The following is a 16,983-nucleotide window of genomic DNA, read 5'->3' on the forward strand; positions in this document are numbered from 1 at the left end:
TTATTTGCTCCCCTCAAGCTCCGGCAAAGGAAGCACCGAGTTAATCAGCATCTGTGTGTACGCATTTTGTGGATTTTGCAAAATGGCAAGTGAATCTCCATGCTCCACAATTCGCCCCTGTTTCATCACACACAGCTTCGAGCACAGGGTCGCTGCAATGGCAAGATTATGTGTTACATATACCATGGCGAAGCCCAGTTCACGCTGCAATCGGGTGATCGTCTCTATAATTTGCTGCTGCACCGTAACGTCCAGCGCTGTTGTTGGCTCATCACAGAGCAGAATACCTGGCTTGCAGGCCAAAGCCAGTGCAATAACTACACGCTGGCACTGCCCACCTGACAGCTGGCTAGGGTATCGGTCCTCACGCTTCAGCGAGTCGGGAAGACCCAACAGTTCAAGCAACTCCAGTGCGGCTATCCTTGAAGCCTTCCTGCTTAACTTTTGCCTGTAATAGACAACTTCGGCCAGTTGTTTAACAACGGTACAGAGCGGATCGAGCGCACCTCTCGGGTCTTGAAACACCATTGCGCTGCTCACGTCACTCCGAATGCTGCCTCCAGTCTGCTCCACTCCACTTGGCAGGAGTCCCAGAATGGAACGCAATGTAAGTGATTTTCCGGAACCGGATTCACCTACTAATCCTAGACTCTCCCCTCTGCCGAGCGAGAAATGCACATCTTGAACTAATTTTTGATTCGACTTGGTCGACAGTGACAATGCCTCGACTTCCAAAATCGGACTTGTGGACATTATTTTTTCCTCCATAGATCGGCCAACCCATCACCCACAAGGGACAAAGCAATTCCAGTGTATACCACTGCGAATCCCGGAACTGCCGAAAGCCACCAAGCTGTCGTGATAAAGGATTGACCATCCGAGATCATTGTGCCCCAGTCTGGGGTAGGCGGTGCGATGCCAATGCCCAGATAACCGAGCGTAACAATTGCCACGAGCAGGCCGACCATATCCGTCATTAGCACAACAACTGCCTGGGGCAGTACGTTAGGCAGGAGATGACGAAGGATAATTCGTATTCCCGGTAGTCCCAACGTCTGTGCGGAAGCCACCCATTCCTGTTTACGATAAGATGCACTTAAGCCTCTGACTACACGGGCAAATACGATCCAGCCAACGAGCATAAACGTAATATAAATTCCCCGCTCGCCTGCTCCGCTGGCAAACGCCACGATAATGACGATTAGATAAAAAGGGAACGCAATAAATGTGTCCGTGATCAACGATATAATTTTATCTACCCATTTTCCGTAATACCCTGCAAGCATCCCCAGAAATATCCCCATGCAAAAAGGTACAATTTCCGCCAACACCATAATACTCAGGTCGGTTCGCGCAGCATAGATCAGTCTGGTAAACAAATCACGCCCCAGTTGGTCTGTACCCAGCCAATGTTCGGCAGACGGCGGCTGCAAAAAGGCACTCAAATTTTGCTCAGAAGGGTCATACGGACTAATAAACGGAATGCTCACAGCCAAGATAATCAGCACAGCAAACATAACACCTCCCACAAGCAGGGAAGGGATTTTTAAGATACGGTTCATAAGGGTCGGGTTCAAGTGCTCTTCATATAATCGAGATTCTGTTCCTATCATTTTCATGGGTTTCCTTTCGTTCTGGGATCAAGCCACCTGGTAAGAATCTCTATCAGGAGACTAATAATCACCACAGATACAGCACAGTAAAGGGCTATGCCTTGAATGACCGGGAAATCCCGTTTAGAAATAGAACTAAACAGCAAACTGCCGATTCCCTTAATGCCAAATACTTGTTCAACGACCAAGGTCCCACCAATCAGATAAGAAATATTAACACCAAGAAGAATCAGCGTTGGTAGAGCCGCATTACGCAGGACATGTTTGAACAAAATAACCCGACTTGGCAATCTCGCCGCCTTCAAAGTAATTACAAAATCAGATTCCAGTACTTCAAGCATCTGGGCTCTCAATGATCGAACCAATGTCGGAATCTGTGACAAAGCTACGGTAATGGCAGGAAGCGTCAAGCTGTACAAGGTGCCCCACCACCCTTCGCCGACTCCACCAACGGGAAACCAATGAAGACGCACACTCAGCAGCAGAATCAAAAGGATGCCAACCCAGAAGATTGGCATACCTAGCGTTACGGTAGGAAAAATACGTATGACATGATCCAGCAGTTTATCCTTATGCGTAGCTGCCAACGTGGCGAGTACAAGGGCAATTACAATGGCCAAAGCACAAGCCATGCCGATGAGCAACAACGTGATGGGCGCCCGGTCAGCAATCAACTCTCGGGTAGAGGTTCCATTGATAATTGAGTTGCCGGTATCTCCCTGCGTGAACAGCGTTTGGACAAACCGAACGTACTGTTCTCCCACCGGAAGATCCAGCCCGAGAGCATGATGCATGCTCTCAAGCGCCTCTGGCGTGCTATATTCCCCCAGAATCATTTTAGCGGGATCTCCTGGTACCATACGGATGAGAAAAAAGACTGCTGTTATCACGCAAAAGATTACAACCAATGCTCTTCCTACAACGCTGAACAACCAGAACTTCTTCATTTCTGAATATGAACGTCTTCGAACCGTACGCTGCCGTTAGGCAACACCACGAGTCCATCTACGGAAGAACGAGCGCCGATCAGAATGTCGGGATAATAAAGCGGGAGATATGGCACTTCATCGGCAAGCGTCTGAAGCAGCTTGGAGTAGATTTCCGCACGACCATCGCCGTCTGCCGTTTTTTGACCTTGATACAGAAGCTTGGTTACTTCATCATTGGTGTAATGTGTCCAGTACGATTTACTGAATCCGTCAGGATCGGTCTGGAAAGCAATAATGGAGTTTGCTTCAGGAGAATCCGCCTGTCCACTATTCAGCATTACTGCAAAATCATAAGCAAAGAATCGTTCACGGAAGGTTGCCAGCTCAATCGATTCAATCTCGATGTTGATGCCGATTTGTTTTCCCGCTGCCTGAATGATTTGCGCTTCTTGCGCTCTAGTGCTGTTGCCTGAGGCTACAAGCAATTTTGTAGTGAATCCATCCGGGAAAGCCGATTTTGCCAGTTCTGCCTTCGCCGCAGTTACATCAAAGTTCAGCGCCTTAATTGTGTCATTCGCATTATATGGAATCGTCGTAGGCAACAATGAATTAGCGGTCTGTGCATACCCGAAGGTAAGCGCCTTAGTCAGACCGTCACGATCAAGTGCCAGAGCCAGGGCACGACGAACATGCACATCGGAAAAATGCTTGTCCAGCGTATTGAAGAATACTTGCTCTGTCACCCAACTGCCGTTCGTTACCACGGTTGTATCTGCACCATTCTTTATTTCATCGGCATTTTGCAGGGCCAACGATTCAATCGCGTTTACTTCTCCTGCCTTCAGCTGGTTGATGGCTTGACTATCGTCTTCAATCAGCTTGTACACCAGTTTATCCACTGAAGGTTTTCCTTCTTGCCAATAATGAGTGTTCTTAGTAAAGGTTACATCACCTGCCGGGTCCCACTGCTCAACCACGAACGGTCCCGTACCTACCGGTTTCTTGAAAAATTCTTCCTCCGTAACTCCACCAAAATTGTTCGGGATAATCCCATTCGAGAAGTTGGACAATTCGGAGATAAACGGTGTATACGGCTCTTTAAGCGTAATAACCAGCGTCAGGCTATCCGTTGCTTTAACCGTATCCACTTTGGCGGATATAGCCAGCGGGCCGCCAACCTTCAAATGCCGCTCAAGAGAGAATACAGCATCTTCAGCAGTAACATCACTGCCGTTAGAGAATTTCAATCCATCACGCAACACAAACGTATACGTCAAGCCGTCATCACTGATGTTATGCGACTTGGCAAGCCAATCCACAATTTCTCCCTTGCTGTCAAAAGCAACTAAAGATTCAAATACTTTATCAATCGCAAAAGCATTGTTCGACGTGATTTGATTATGCAAATCAAACGAGGTTACAGAAGCTGGCCTGCCGTAGACAAAGGTGCCTCCTGCCGCAGTCTCGTCTGTTGATTTATCATCCGTACCTTGACTAGAACCTGGCTGAGCTGCTGTATTGGGAGCGGGATCATTCTTGGACCCGGAGCATCCGCTAACGATCACTAATAATAGGACCGCTAAAGCTCCTACCCATAATGACTTTCTGGCTGATAATTTAAACTGTGACATGTCTGAATATCCCCTTCCAATAATTCATATCTGATTAGTATGGATTGATTATGGATCAAAGAAATCCCTCTGTCAAACAAAAAATATTGCTTACAGCAGGATTAAAACTAATATATCCATTACAGGAAATGGTTCCGTATTCAACCGACTCAGAAGTTCACACAATACTAAAAAAGCCAGAATATACTCTGGCTCTCTTTGTGCTCAAATCTATATAATTTTGCGGAACAGCTCCATCACTTCATCCTTGGACGGTTGATAGGGGTTGCCTGGTGCACAGGCATCTTTCATCGCGTTATCGGCAAGCAGTTCCACATCGGGATCTTTTACACCCAGTTCAGACAGTTTCTCAGGGATACCTACTTCCTTCGACAGCTGACGTATGGCCTCAATGACGTAATCTGAACACTCCTCATCACTTCTACCCTTCACATCCATACCGATTGCCTTAGCAATATGACGGAATTTGCCCGGTACATGCTTGGCATTCAGCTCCTCTACATAGGGCAGTAACATTGCGTTACATACACCATGCGGCAGATCATATACGCCACCCAGTTGATGCGCCATCGCATGCACATAACCAAGGCCCGCATTATTAAAAGCGATTCCACCCAGGAAACACGCGTACGTCATATGTTCCCGCGCTTCCAGATCACTGCCGTCTCTCACAGCTCTTGGCAAATATTCGAAGATCAGTTCAACAGCTGCTGCAGCTGTCGCACTTGTCACTGTAAATCCACCCGGCGTAACCATCGCTTCTACGGCATGGGTCAACGCATCCATTCCTGTGGCCGCTGTGAGACTTGCAGGTTTGCTGAGCATCAGCTCCGGATCATTAACCGACAGGGAGACCAGACTGTTGCGGTCTACCATCACCATCTTCACTTTACGTTCCTCATCTGTAATCACGTAGTTAATTGTCACCTCGCTCGATGTGCCAGCCGTTGTGTTAAAAGCCACAAGTGGCACGGACTTATGTTTCGATTGATGCAATCCTTCATATTCACGGATATGGCCACCGTTGGTAGCTACAATGCCAATGCCTTTGGCAGCATCCTGCAGTGAACCTCCGCCTATCGATATAATGGCGTCACAGCCATGATCCTGGAATACTCGAAGTCCGTCATGTACATTCTGACATGTTGGATTAGGCTGAACCTCATCATATACGAAATAGTCTAACCCTGATTTTCTTAATATAGACAGTACCTGTTCAGCAACGCCTGAAGTAATTAATTGACGATCACTTACAACCAGCGCTTTGCGTATACCCATCTGTTCAATCATCTGGCCTGCTTCCTGTAAACATCCTCTACCCATCAAGTTCACGGGCGGAACATAATATGCATGTGTTGCCATTTGAACCAGCCTCCTGTAACCCCTGATTTACTATCTACATTGTAACTGAATCCGTTTTCAGATATAGTGAAATAAATCACAATGAGTCCGATAAATGTTACACTGAGGTTGAATTAATCCATAATGAAAAAGACGACTTAGACACCCGCAGGTCTCCAAGCCGTCTTTCTTATCCATTTCAAAGCTCCCCCACTACTTATTCTATAATGGAAGATGCTTTCACTAAAAGCATACGTACAAAGGCTTACAGCGCCTTATCGTTCACGCCGTCAAGCCATGCCTCAATATCCCCAATTACGGAGGATACACAACCATCCTCAAATGGAGAGTTCAATCCAGCCAGTTCAACCAATCCAGTGAAGGATAGGCTTCCCCCCGCTTTGCACAATGTCAGATAGTCGGCCCATGCGGACTTCATGTCCTCATTGCTGCGTTTCCAGAACTGGAATGCACAGATTTGTGCCAACGTGTAGTCAATGTAATAGAATGGCGATGAGAAAATGTGACCCTGTTTATGCCAGAAACCACCCTGCTCCAGATACTCATTATCTTTGTAATTGATGTGTGGCAGATAGGTCTTCTCAATGTTGCGCCATGCCTGCTTACGCTCCGTTGGAGTTGCATCCGGGTTCGCATACACAAAATGCTGGAATTCATCCACAGCTACACCATACGGAATGAACAACAGACCGGAAGACAGGTGATCAAACTTGTACTTGTCCGTATCTTCCTTGAAGAACAACTGCATCCACGGCCATGTGAAGAACTCCATACTCATGGAATGAATCTCAGCCGATTCATATGTCGGCCAGTTGTATTCAGGCACTGCAAAATCACGGCTTTCATACACCTGGAAAGCATGACCTGCTTCATGTGTCAATACATCAATATCACCGGAGGTACCGTTGAAATTGGAGAAGATAAACGGCACTTTGTAATCGTTCAGGAACGTACAATATCCGCCGCCCTGTTTACCTTTTTTGCTTACCAGATCCATAAGCTCGTTTTCGGTCATCATCTGGAAAAATGCATCCGTCTCTGGTGATAATTCAGCGTACATTTTTTTACCATTATCGATAATCCAGTCCGCGTCACCCTTCGGAGTCGGGTTACCCGTCTTGAAGCTGAAGCCCTGATCATAAAAATACAACGTCTCCACATCAATCCGATTACGCTGACGCTCTCTGAGTTTGGTCGCTACAGGCACGATATAATCGCGAACTTGTGCACGGAAGTTGGCTACCATCTCAGCATTGTAATCCGTACGGTTCATGCGATCATAGCCGAGTTCCACATAGCTTGGATATCCCAGTTTCTTCGCGATCTGTGTACGTACTTTAACCAGTTCGTCGTAAATACGATCGAATTCAGCTTCATGTTCAGCCATGAACGTATATCTGGCTTCCGAAGCACGCTCACGCATGGAGCGATCCGTGGACAGTTCAAATGGATGAAGCTGTGGCAATGTGCGCTCTTCACCCTCAAACGGAATTTTGGCCGAAGCGATCAATTGATTGTATTCTGTGGAAAGTTTATTCTCCTTCTGGAGTTCTTCAATAATTTCCGGGCTGAATGTTTTCAATGAAAGATCTGCCAGTTGGAACAGCTGTGAACCCCATTTTTGTTCCAACTCATTGCGGAATTTGGAGTTAACCAGTGCGCGGTAAAAATCCGTAATGTATTCCTGCACAATTGGTGCGTTCTCATCCAGAAATTCGTTCTCCGCCTTGTAAAACTCATCATTCGTATCAATGGAATGACGGATGTAGACCAATTGGGCTTGCGTTTCAAAATCACTGCGCAGCGCGTTAATCTGATCCATGAATCCGCTTTGTTCTTCAACCGTTGCCGCAGCTTTGAAACCGCTTAGCAGCTCACGGAAAGATGTCTTGATGTGTTCCAGATCGGGACGTGTATACGTATACTCACCAAATTTCATTTATGTACACCCTTTCCTGTTTGGCAGAATTTCGGGAATATCCCGAGTTAAACTATCCCCTATTATACAAAAGAGCAGCTAAAAAATCCCATCTTTACGAAAAATATTTGTCCACCGGTCAAATTGTGCAACACGACTGGTTATATATATTACGTGCCAATGTAAGGTCATGCACTTCAAGATGTTTTTCCACACAAATAAGCCCGCCTCGCATTAGCGAAGCCAGCTTATAGGCTTGTCTCTTCATTTCCACAATTAATGAATACTAGCTTTGGTCTTTATCCATAATCTGATAGAACCAGCCCATTCCGACCATGCCCACGACCATAATAACAGCCATAATAATGATATATGTCATGAATGTAACCTCCCTGCTTCCGTATATTCATCACACTACTACTAGTGTACACGGTGAAGCCCCGTTTGAATTGACCGAACATTGACAAAAATACGAAATCTTTAATTTTAATAAATCAATTATGTCCCCATTCTCATTGTATCATGCTTATCTCGCTGCACGGTTCAAAGTTTCATCCGCCATGCTTACGGTGTATACTATACTTCTATGAATTGGAATTTGGATATTTACGCAGAAAGGTTGAAAGACATGTCGACTCGCATCCCTTTACGTCAGCTAATGCTTACTGCTCTACTAGTCCTTATGTTATCTATTTTATCCGCCTGTGCGGATGGAGAAGCGCATCTAACGGTGAATATGGATGGATCAACGGATCTGGATCTCAATCTCAATGTAACCAACTCTGCACTTGGAAAGATCGGACAAGACAATCTCATGCCTCTGATCGCAGATGCACTGAATCGAAATAACTTCCAGGCAGAGGTTTCGGAACAGGGAGATCAGAAGCAACTCACCGCGACAACCCATTATGAAAAAAACAATACGACCAGCTTTGATACGTCTAAGTTACCCCAAGGCATCCAGGTTGAACAATCCACTACGCCGGGCTTCTTCACTTCCAAAATGCATATCACAGCAGAAGCCGATCTCATGGAGTCCATGCCGGATGGTGAGATCAAAAATCAGATTAACAAGGTGCCTAGCTTTCTGAAGAACCTCTTGTTAAAAGATGTTAACTTTGACTTCAAGTTGTCTTTGCCCATCAAGGCAGCCGATTCCAACGCGGACCAGGTGGAGGATGGTGGAAAAACGCTCATTTGGCACGTTTCACCACTCCAGATGAATAAGCTAGATCTGACTGTACAGGTTCCCAATATCCGGAATATCATCATTGTGGCAGTCCTTGGCTTATTGTTAATCATTGCACTGCTCATCTGGATTTTCGTTCGCCGCAGACGGGCCAGACAGCGTCAAAGTGCAAGATCACATCGCGGTAAACGTTAATTGCATCACAATAATTTTATTTGTGACTTGCCAAACGGTGTTATGGATAGTAGAATACATCCGTACTGTGTGAACGGTTAGATTGTTAATTAAGCAAAAGCTAAAGAGGTGACAGGTTTCATGAATATCCGGGAATGCCCACTACCTGGTATCGGAGTTAAGTACCAGTTTGATACAAAGGGCGGCAATCAGTTAGTCATTATTGTACACGAAGACGGACGCCGTGAATTATTCTCCGTTGATCCACAAGACAACGAAGAACTCACTCTGATTGCAGAATTGGAAGATGACGAATGCGTAACCCTCTCCGGGTTAATCGGAGGATGGTCCTGATCCTTGTTATCAGGAGCCTATTAATAGGACTGAATGACAGAATAACCTGCACCTTGATTTTCAAGGCACAGGTTATTTTTCCTGTTACTCTACTCTTTGAGAGCGGATGTATGGGACCCATGTATTCAGTACACGGCTAATCTCTGTAGAATGGAACGGTTTGCTGATAAAGTCCTGCATTCCGCATTTCAGACACTCCTCACGGTCACTGGCGCCTGCAAAGGCTGTAATCGCTGCGATGACCGGGATCTCCGGATGGGTCTGCCTGATTTTGCAGGTTGCTTCAATGCCATCCATAATCGGCATTTGAATATCCATAAACACCAGATCATATTGTACATTATTCAATAACTCAACGGCCTGCGCACCATTTTCAACAATATCACATACCCCGCCGAATTTACGCAGCATTTCCTCCAGCAGATGACTATTGACCGCCTGATCCTCGGCAATCAAAATTTTGATGTCATGCGCAAGACTTGCTCGATCCAATGGCAGTTCATCATTCCCGGCGACTTCGATCGAGTCACTACTTTCATCGCGCCATCGTTCAAGCACCAGGGTGAACTGAAATTCTGCTCCCTCACCAATCTCACTCAGTACGCCAATCGCTCCACCCATTAACTCCACCAGTTTCTTGCTAATCGCAAGTCCCAGACCTGTCCCGCCAAACTTGCGATTGATGGCCGGATCAAGCTGTGAGAAGGATTGGAACAGTTGGTGCTGCTTCTCCATTGGAATACCGATCCCTGTATCTTGGACCTTAAAGATCAACATCAGGTGATCCTGACCATGTTCCTCTGAGAAATCAACGCCTACCTTCACCGTAATGCGGCCCTGCTCTGTGAATTTAACGGCATTACCCACCAGATTAATCAACACCTGCCGGATCCGCGTCTCATCCCCTCGAACACGTTCAGGAATCTGATCCGACATTTCATAGTAGAGTTCAATATTTTTCTCAGAGGCTTTCAGTGCAAACAGTTCGATCACACCACTCAGCATCGCCTTAATATCTACAGGTGCGCGCTCCAGATCCATTTTGCCTGCCTCGATTTTGCTGAAATCCAGAATTTCATTCAAAATGTACAAAAGAGATTCACCACTGTCAATGATGATTTCCGCAAAGCCTTTCTGTTCCTCCTCCAGCTCGGTTTCCATCAACAGATGAGCCATGCCCATAATGCCGTTCAATGGCGTACGAAGCTCATGACTCATGATAGCGAGAAACTCGGACTTCGCACGGTCTGCATGTTCTGCTGCTTCCTTGGCACGTATGATGTCCTTCACCGATGTCATATCACGGAAAACCAAAACGGCTCCACGGGTTCTCCCCTGATCCATAATCGGCTTCAATTGAAACTCAGCCAGGAAACTGGACCCATCCGGTCTCCAAAATACGGATTCGGTACGCGGCAGACTTCGTCCCTCACGTACAGCCTGCAGAATCGGTGTATCCTTGGATGCATAAGGGATGCCTTCGCTCTGCATTTGGATCATAATCTGTTCGAGCGGTCTACCATTCATTTCACTTGGACAGAAATTCATGATCTCCGCGGCGGCCGGATTGGCAAAGTTCAGATTGCCTTCCAGATCCAGTCCAATCACACCCTCAGACAAGCCATTCAGAATCAGTGCCCGTTCATAACTCAGGTTCTCGATTTCTTCCACGTAACGTTTGGACTCAGTAATGTCACTGGTGATCCCGTAGATTCCAACGACTTTGTCCTCAAGTAAAATGGGAACATTAATCACACTCGTCTCAATTCGTTGCCCATCCTTGTGAATCAGACCTATCTCGTAGCTCTGTGCAGTGCCTTTCACCGTCTCTTCAAAATGATGACGAGTCTTCTCCAGATCCCCAGGATCAACGAGATGATCAAAAGGTCGACTGAGCAGCTCCTCCTTGGTGTGTCCTGTCAATTGTTCCTGACCCACGTTGGCCTTCAACAGATTGCCTTCCAGATCTAGAGAAGCGACTCCCAGCGGGTTACAGTCAAATAACGATCTGTACTCCTGCAGACTTAATTGTTGTTGCTGACTGGCTGAGATATCACGAGTTACCGCGACCATCTCCATCAGTGTACCTGAATCGTTATATACATAATGAGTAATGGTGTCTGCCCATACCGTAGATCCATCCTTATGCTGCAGTCGGTAACTAATTCGTTTCGGAGCCAAACCCCGCTTCTGCTCCTCCACGTAGGCTTCAACCAAAGGGATATCCTCGGGATAGATAACGAATACTCCCGGCTTACCTATTACTTCTTCCGGTTCATAGCCCAACATGCTTTTGCATGCATCCGATACATACTTGAATGTACGATCAGGATCGGCTTGATGTATGGCAATCAGGTCAAGCGAAGATTCTGCCAGCAGACGTGAAATGCGACTGCTCTCTTCCAGTTGCTTACGCTGCACAATGAGGCGTTCCTCTGCATCCTTTTGTTTCGTAATGTCAGCAGCCTGTACCAACAGATACAATGGCTCACCATTCGTTTCATCCCTCACAATGCAAGCTCTAATGGTTGCCCATAATAACGAACCGTCTTTTCGTTTCAGACGGAACTCCGTCTCATACATTGGGCGTGTTTCATGGGTCATTTCCCAGAATTTGCTGCGGAATTCCTCCATGTTCAGATCTTCTTCATAGATCATATGTATGACCGACGTATCGATTAGTTCATCTTCACTGTATGCGAGCATCTCGCAAAATGCCGGATTAAGCTGCAACCAACGTCCATTCACATGTGAAGCGACAGCAATGCCTATGGGTGCGTGCGTGTACAATTGTTCGAACAGAGACCGGCTCTCTGTAATGGATTTAGACACCACATGTCCTCCTTTATGAGAATCTGAATGTATTCCGTATGAACAGATCGACCTGAACATAACTTCATCTATAGAGTACTACCCCAAATGCCATGATTTATAAACGAGGTTAGGCAAAATCCCCACATGAATCGACATTTTTAATCTTGGATACTGACGACTTTCATTGTGTACATACCAATTCGAACTCATCACGTCATATACTACACAATACCCGTGCTTTCCCAATTATACAATGTTGAATATTCGAACAGGAACGGAGGTTATGGAACATGATCATTGTTGCCAATCAACCGGTCGAACTGAACCGAGCGGAATGGTCTGATTTTGAATGGTATTGGTTACAGCAACTCCAGAATCGTCCAACGAGGTATGTGTACCAATCCATGGATCATCTTCGATTTGAATGGGACTTGAGGGGCTCTCTTGTGGATGCTGCTGAAGGACTTGATCGAAGCGGGGTGAGTTTTGCATCCTTTGAAAAATCCAGATGTAATCCTGCCTACTGGAATCGTAATGCTGAGGGTGGATTCGAGCTCAAATCGAATGTGACCCCCGCTGAGGGCATCCGGGATATCTGGAGGAATGGACACTTATACGCCTTTGAATGTGCAACAGCCACCGTCATTGTGCTGTATGGTGGCGTGCTGGGAAGCATTCGCGAAGATGCCTTTAATTCGCTGTTTCGAAATCTGTTACTATTTGACTGGCATTATGACAGTGACTTGCGATTGACGGAAAAAAACGGTAGTGAAACCGCCCTTCCGGGAGATGTGTTGTATTTTAAAAATCCGGATGTCTCTCCCGAAACCCCCGAGTGGCAGGGAGAGAATACGATAATGCTGCGGGAGAACTGGTATTATGGACATGGCATTGGCATTGCACGCGGCGAAGATATTATACGCACTCTGAATCAGTTCCGCTTTCTAGGTAGCCGGGTCTCCGCCTACTTAATGGATATGGTGATCTATCCGGACTTCTTTTATTTATCCCGATTCGCCAAAAACAGCCAGAATAATATGGCCGCTGGCTCTACGCCTGTATTACCCGGACAGTTGTACGTACGCCTTGGGGGCAGTCGTTATTTACGAAGCTGAACTAACGGAACGGAAACGGCTTGCACATTGAATTGCACGCATGATATCTCAAGCTGGATGACAACGAAAAAAGCCCAATGGAGCAGCAGTTACCCTGCCACCTCATTGGGCTTTCCTCACATTCAAATGATCATTACTGTATCAGCATTGTCTTACCTTTGTGCTACATCGATGAGCGCTTCTAGCATTTTACGCATTCGGGTCAAGTTGCACAACAACTTGTTTACCACTTACCTGGACACCCGTCGTTTTGCTACCGAATTCAGCCAGCGATTTGCTCAGTTGCTCTGCCCACTCCTTGCCTGCAGCCCCTTCTTTGGCTCCATGCACCTGAATGACGAGTCTTACCGAATCACCCTTCTTCAGAATGCGCTCCGCCTGAGACTGCTTCGTATCCCGGTCATGATCCTCCATCGCAAGGTTTAATCGAATTTCCTTTACTTTACGTTTATCGGGGGATTGACTCGCTTTTTTCTTCGCCTGCTGCGCTTCCGCTTTGGCTGCTCCTGCGCCAATCAGCTTGCATGGTGGTGGACTCGTCATCAAGGACAGACACACCAGATCTACTTTATGCTGCTTCGCAAGTAGAAGAGCTTCCTGCGTCGACATCACACCCAGATCTTCACCGTTCAATCCGGTAAGCTGCACTTCGGTTGCTTTAATTTTTTCATTTTTGATCATGATTCTTCCTCCTCCACATCAAAAGCCTGTCCTGACCGTTTACGGATCAGAGCAGGCTAGGATGGTGTTGCTACTATTTGCAATACATATCAGCGTACGAATACGCTAATCCGTCCGATTTACAGCGTGTTGAATGCTTCAGTTAGAACCGGTACAATTTGCGATTTGCGTGATACTACGCCTTTCAAGATAGCTCTGCTATCAGACAGCGTCACATTGTAGGCTTTCTCCACCGCTTTAGTGGATGCACCATATGCCAGGGCAACGGAATCGTTGTTCAGAATGTCTGTTACGACAAATACGAACAGATCGAGACCCTTACTGGAAATGATCGCTTCAATAGCTGCTTCAAGCTCAGGTTGCTTCACGAGAACATCATTCACGTCAACGGCATTAACCTGTGCAATTTCCACTTTGGATTGACCCATCACGAATTCTTTGGCATCCAGGGAAATCAGTTCAGCAATCGTTTTTTGGCTCAGATCCGCGCCGGCTTTAAGCATGTCCAGACCATAGCTGTCTGCATCTACACCTGCAATAATAGCCAGTTCACGTGCAGCGGCTAAGTCCTGCTCAGTGCAAGTCGGGGATTTGAACAACAGGGAATCGGAGATAATGGCAGACAGCATCAGACCAGCAATCGGCGCACTCACTTCGATACCATTTTCTTTGTACATTTTATTCAAAATGGTTGCTGTACAACCTACAGGCTCTGCACGGAAATACAGAGGTCCGCTTGTCTCAAAGTTAGCAATACGGTGATGGTCGATAACTTCAACGACAGTCACCTCTTCAATATCGCTTACACTTTGCTGACGCTCGTTGTGGTCAACCAGAATAACCTTGTTTACTTCATTTGCAGCTGTTTTAATCAGACGCGGTGCTGCAATTTTGAATTGATCCAGTGCGAACTGGGTTTCACCATTGACTTCGCCGAGACGCACAGCTTCAACGTCCTGACCCAATTTTGTTTTGAGATCCGCATAGGCGATTGCCGAACAGATCGTATCCGTGTCGGGATTTTTGTGACCGAAGATTAACGCTTTTTCCATATTAATAGCCCTCCGTCAATTCTGATTTAGAATAATACATGTCATATTTCAATCATACCCTACTGATTATAGCGCTAATAGGGCTTAATTCCAATCCCTTTACAGCGAATTAATTGCAAATCATTCTCAGGTAAGTCATTTTGGAAAATAGCCAAACTTGGTTCATTCCCCTCAAGTCAATATGATATGTATCGTATTTATTCCATCGTACAACCCTATAAATTAGCATACGAAACCCTGATAAGCAACGAAAATATTAAATCTCAGGCTCTCTCAGGCTCTGCCCTTGCTGTACAAAAAAAGTCTGTAGACTGCCGTCCTCGCTAATCTCCAACAGGTTCAATTGCGCTCCGTAGGCACAACCACCGTCGATGCCAATTTTGTCTCCGCTCGGGTCAAACCAGATGCCTGTCTCATCATGCAAATGCTTCACAGGTGTATGTCCAAATACAACCGTCTCTTTAATCGTCGTTGGTCTGGAATAGAATGATTCACGAATCCAAATAAAGTCCCGCTCGGACTGGTTTCTCCAATCCTCAATATCCGGGTTGATCCCGGCATGTACAAAAATATAACCGGGAATCTCGTACACCAGCGGAAGCTGTTCCAGAAAACGAAGATGGTGTTCATAGTGTGTACGTATCCATTTTTTGGCTTCAGCATAAGCTTCCCAATCTATCTGTTGCTCATCATCATAAGTAAGATCCAGATAACTTGCTATCGTCTGTAACCCGCCATTACGGATCCAGTGTTGGTCATATTCCTCAACATCATGAGTCAATGCCTTGACCATCATGGCATCGTGATTGCCTTTGATCACAATAATATGTTGCTGTTGCTGAAGCTGCATAATCTGTTCAATGACCTGCTTGCTGTATGGACCACGATCCACATAATCACCGAGCAAAATCAATTCATCCTGCTGCCGATCATAATCTACAAGCTTAAGCAGTGCATTAAATTCATCGTAACAGCCATGAATATCACTAATGACACATCTGCGCATGTGAATCTCTCCTCTCCCTGATCACGCAAGAGTATAACCGGAATCTTGCAAGCGCAAGATTCCAGTCTATTCAGAGTAGTTATTCCCGCTTGCTCACCATTAGTCCTGCTTGAGTCCAAAGGCTTCTGCAATCAAGCCGAATGAGCGCAGACGTGCTTCAAACGAATGGACCGCTGACGCGATAATGACTTCATCCGCTTCATGACGTTCAGCCATAGCGGTAATTTTGTCTCTCACCTGATCCGGTGTACCCACGATGGAAAAAGAACGACGTTGACGGATCTGTTCCATCTCCATCGCTGTGAATGGATAGTTGTTCACCGTCTCCAGAGATGGGAATGAACTTTGCTCAAGACCTCTTCCAAGGCGCAGGAAGAAAAGTTCATTGCTGCGTGCAAGTTCAGCGGCTTCTTCCTCTGTCTCCGCACAGAATGCCGAGACAGCAATCATTGAATGTGGTTTATCATTCAGGATAGACGGCTTGAAATGTCTACGGTAATGCTTCATCGCTTCTTCGCCGCCTGGTGTTCCGAAGAATTGGGCAAACGCATACGATGTCCCTTGCGCCGCAGCAATTCTCGCACCTTCGGAGCTGGAACCCAGCAACCATACTTCCGGAACCGTTGGAACCGATGGTCCAGCTACAAGGGATGCGAACCGATGATCCTCGGGCAATTGCTCGTGGAAGTATCCACCCAGATCCGCAATCTGCTGTGGGAAGAAATGTACATTCGAAGATTTGCCTTCGTTGAGCGCTCTGCTGGCAATCGGCATGCCGCCCGGTGCTCTGCCTATCCCAAGGTCAATGCGTCCCGGATGCAGAGCTTCCAGCAGACGGAAATTCTCTGCAACCTTGTAAGCACTATAATGAGGCAGCATGACACCGCCGGAACCTACCCGAATTCGATCCGTATGTGCAGCCACATGTGCAATCATAACTTCAGGACTAGAGAAAGATAGCGCCCCACTACCATGATGCTCCGACATCCAGAAACGGGAATACCCTAATTGATCCGCATGTTGCGCGAGTTTCACCGTTTCCTGCAACGTATCCTGTACACTTCTGCCTTCATTGATATGTCCATGTTCAAGTACACTCAGTTTCATATATATTCAATCCTCTCGTCTGTTAGGTTCATGCGTTC

14 protein-coding genes are annotated in these 16,983 nt (G+C 46.4%); 3 read left to right on the forward strand and 11 right to left on the reverse strand.

The annotated features are described in order from the left end of the window. From HF638_RS25605 to HF638_RS25630, 6 genes are all read right to left on the reverse strand, one after another. A complete protein-coding gene (locus tag HF638_RS25605) occupies nt 1–753 on the reverse strand; it encodes an ABC transporter ATP-binding protein (RefSeq protein ID WP_169482808.1) in 753 nt (250 codons plus the stop codon). Further along, nucleotides 753–1,619 carry an ABC transporter permease gene (locus HF638_RS25610; RefSeq protein WP_348982145.1) on the reverse strand — a complete coding sequence of 289 codons (867 nt, stop codon included), beginning with the start codon at nt 1,617–1,619 and terminating at the stop codon, nt 753–755. The genes HF638_RS25605 and HF638_RS25610 overlap by 1 nt, the downstream gene beginning before the upstream one ends. After that, the gene (locus tag HF638_RS25615) at nt 1,616–2,560 is read right to left on the reverse strand and encodes an ABC transporter permease (protein WP_248278273.1); all 945 of its coding nucleotides are present in this window, start codon (nt 2,558–2,560) and stop codon (nt 1,616–1,618) included. Before HF638_RS25615 ends, HF638_RS25610 begins: the two co-directional genes overlap by 4 nt. Beyond that, nucleotides 2,557–4,173, reverse strand: coding sequence for an ABC transporter substrate-binding protein (locus tag HF638_RS25620; protein ID WP_169482811.1), 1,617 nt, complete (start codon nt 4,171–4,173; stop codon nt 2,557–2,559). Before HF638_RS25620 ends, HF638_RS25615 begins: the two co-directional genes overlap by 4 nt. A 210-nt stretch (nt 4,174–4,383) precedes the next feature. Beyond that, nucleotides 4,384–5,535, reverse strand: coding sequence for an iron-containing alcohol dehydrogenase (locus HF638_RS25625; protein ID WP_169482812.1), 1,152 nt, complete (start codon nt 5,533–5,535; stop codon nt 4,384–4,386). 244 nt (nt 5,536–5,779) lie between these two features. Next, nucleotides 5,780–7,474, reverse strand: a complete 1,695-nt coding sequence (locus tag HF638_RS25630; RefSeq protein ID WP_169482813.1) for a M3 family oligoendopeptidase — start codon at nt 7,472–7,474, stop codon at nt 5,780–5,782. A gap of 607 nt (nt 7,475–8,081) precedes the next feature. Here HF638_RS25630 and HF638_RS25635 point away from each other — a divergent pair. Both HF638_RS25635 and HF638_RS25640 read left to right on the forward strand, forming a co-directional pair. After that, nucleotides 8,082–8,837, forward strand: a complete 756-nt coding sequence (locus tag HF638_RS25635; RefSeq protein ID WP_169482814.1) for a hypothetical protein — start codon at nt 8,082–8,084, stop codon at nt 8,835–8,837. 120 nt (nt 8,838–8,957) lie between these two features. Then, entirely contained in the window at nt 8,958–9,170 is a 213-nt protein-coding gene (locus tag HF638_RS25640; RefSeq protein WP_062834023.1) for a cation:proton antiporter regulatory subunit, read from the forward strand. A gap of 84 nt (nt 9,171–9,254) precedes the next feature. Here the strand turns inward: HF638_RS25640 and HF638_RS25645 are convergent, their stop codons facing one another. Next, complete coding sequence (locus HF638_RS25645) at nt 9,255–12,002, reverse strand: PAS domain S-box protein (protein ID WP_169482815.1); 2,748 nt, start codon at nt 12,000–12,002, stop codon at nt 9,255–9,257. 272 nt (nt 12,003–12,274) lie between these two features. Between HF638_RS25645 and HF638_RS25650 the strand changes: the two genes are divergently transcribed. Beyond that, nucleotides 12,275–13,099 (forward strand): protein-glutamine gamma-glutamyltransferase, encoded by an 825-nt coding sequence (locus tag HF638_RS25650; protein WP_169482816.1) that lies wholly within the window; start codon nt 12,275–12,277, stop codon nt 13,097–13,099. Between the two features lie 189 nt (nt 13,100–13,288). On the opposite strand, the gene infC is transcribed toward HF638_RS25650, so the two are convergent. From infC to HF638_RS25670, 4 genes are all read right to left on the reverse strand, one after another. After that, complete coding sequence (infC, locus tag HF638_RS25655; protein ID WP_169482817.1) at nt 13,289–13,780, reverse strand: translation initiation factor IF-3; 492 nt, start codon at nt 13,778–13,780, stop codon at nt 13,289–13,291. A gap of 119 nt (nt 13,781–13,899) precedes the next feature. Continuing rightward, a complete protein-coding gene (locus tag HF638_RS25660) occupies nt 13,900–14,832 on the reverse strand; it encodes a manganese-dependent inorganic pyrophosphatase (protein WP_169482818.1) in 933 nt (310 codons plus the stop codon). A 256-nt stretch (nt 14,833–15,088) separates the two neighbouring features. Beyond that, the gene (locus HF638_RS25665; RefSeq protein WP_169482819.1) at nt 15,089–15,838 is read right to left on the reverse strand and encodes a metallophosphoesterase family protein; all 750 of its coding nucleotides are present in this window, start codon (nt 15,836–15,838) and stop codon (nt 15,089–15,091) included. Nucleotides 15,839–15,937: 99 nt separating this feature from the next. Further along, nucleotides 15,938–16,945 carry an LLM class flavin-dependent oxidoreductase gene (locus HF638_RS25670; RefSeq protein WP_169482820.1) on the reverse strand — a complete coding sequence of 336 codons (1,008 nt, stop codon included), beginning with the start codon at nt 16,943–16,945 and terminating at the stop codon, nt 15,938–15,940. Nucleotides 16,946–16,983 lie beyond the last annotated feature (38 nt).

Origin of the sequence: Paenibacillus sp. SZ31 (assembly GCF_012912005.1) — a bacterium.
In the GTDB taxonomy this organism is placed as follows: Bacteria; Bacillota; Bacilli; order Paenibacillales; family Paenibacillaceae; genus Paenibacillus.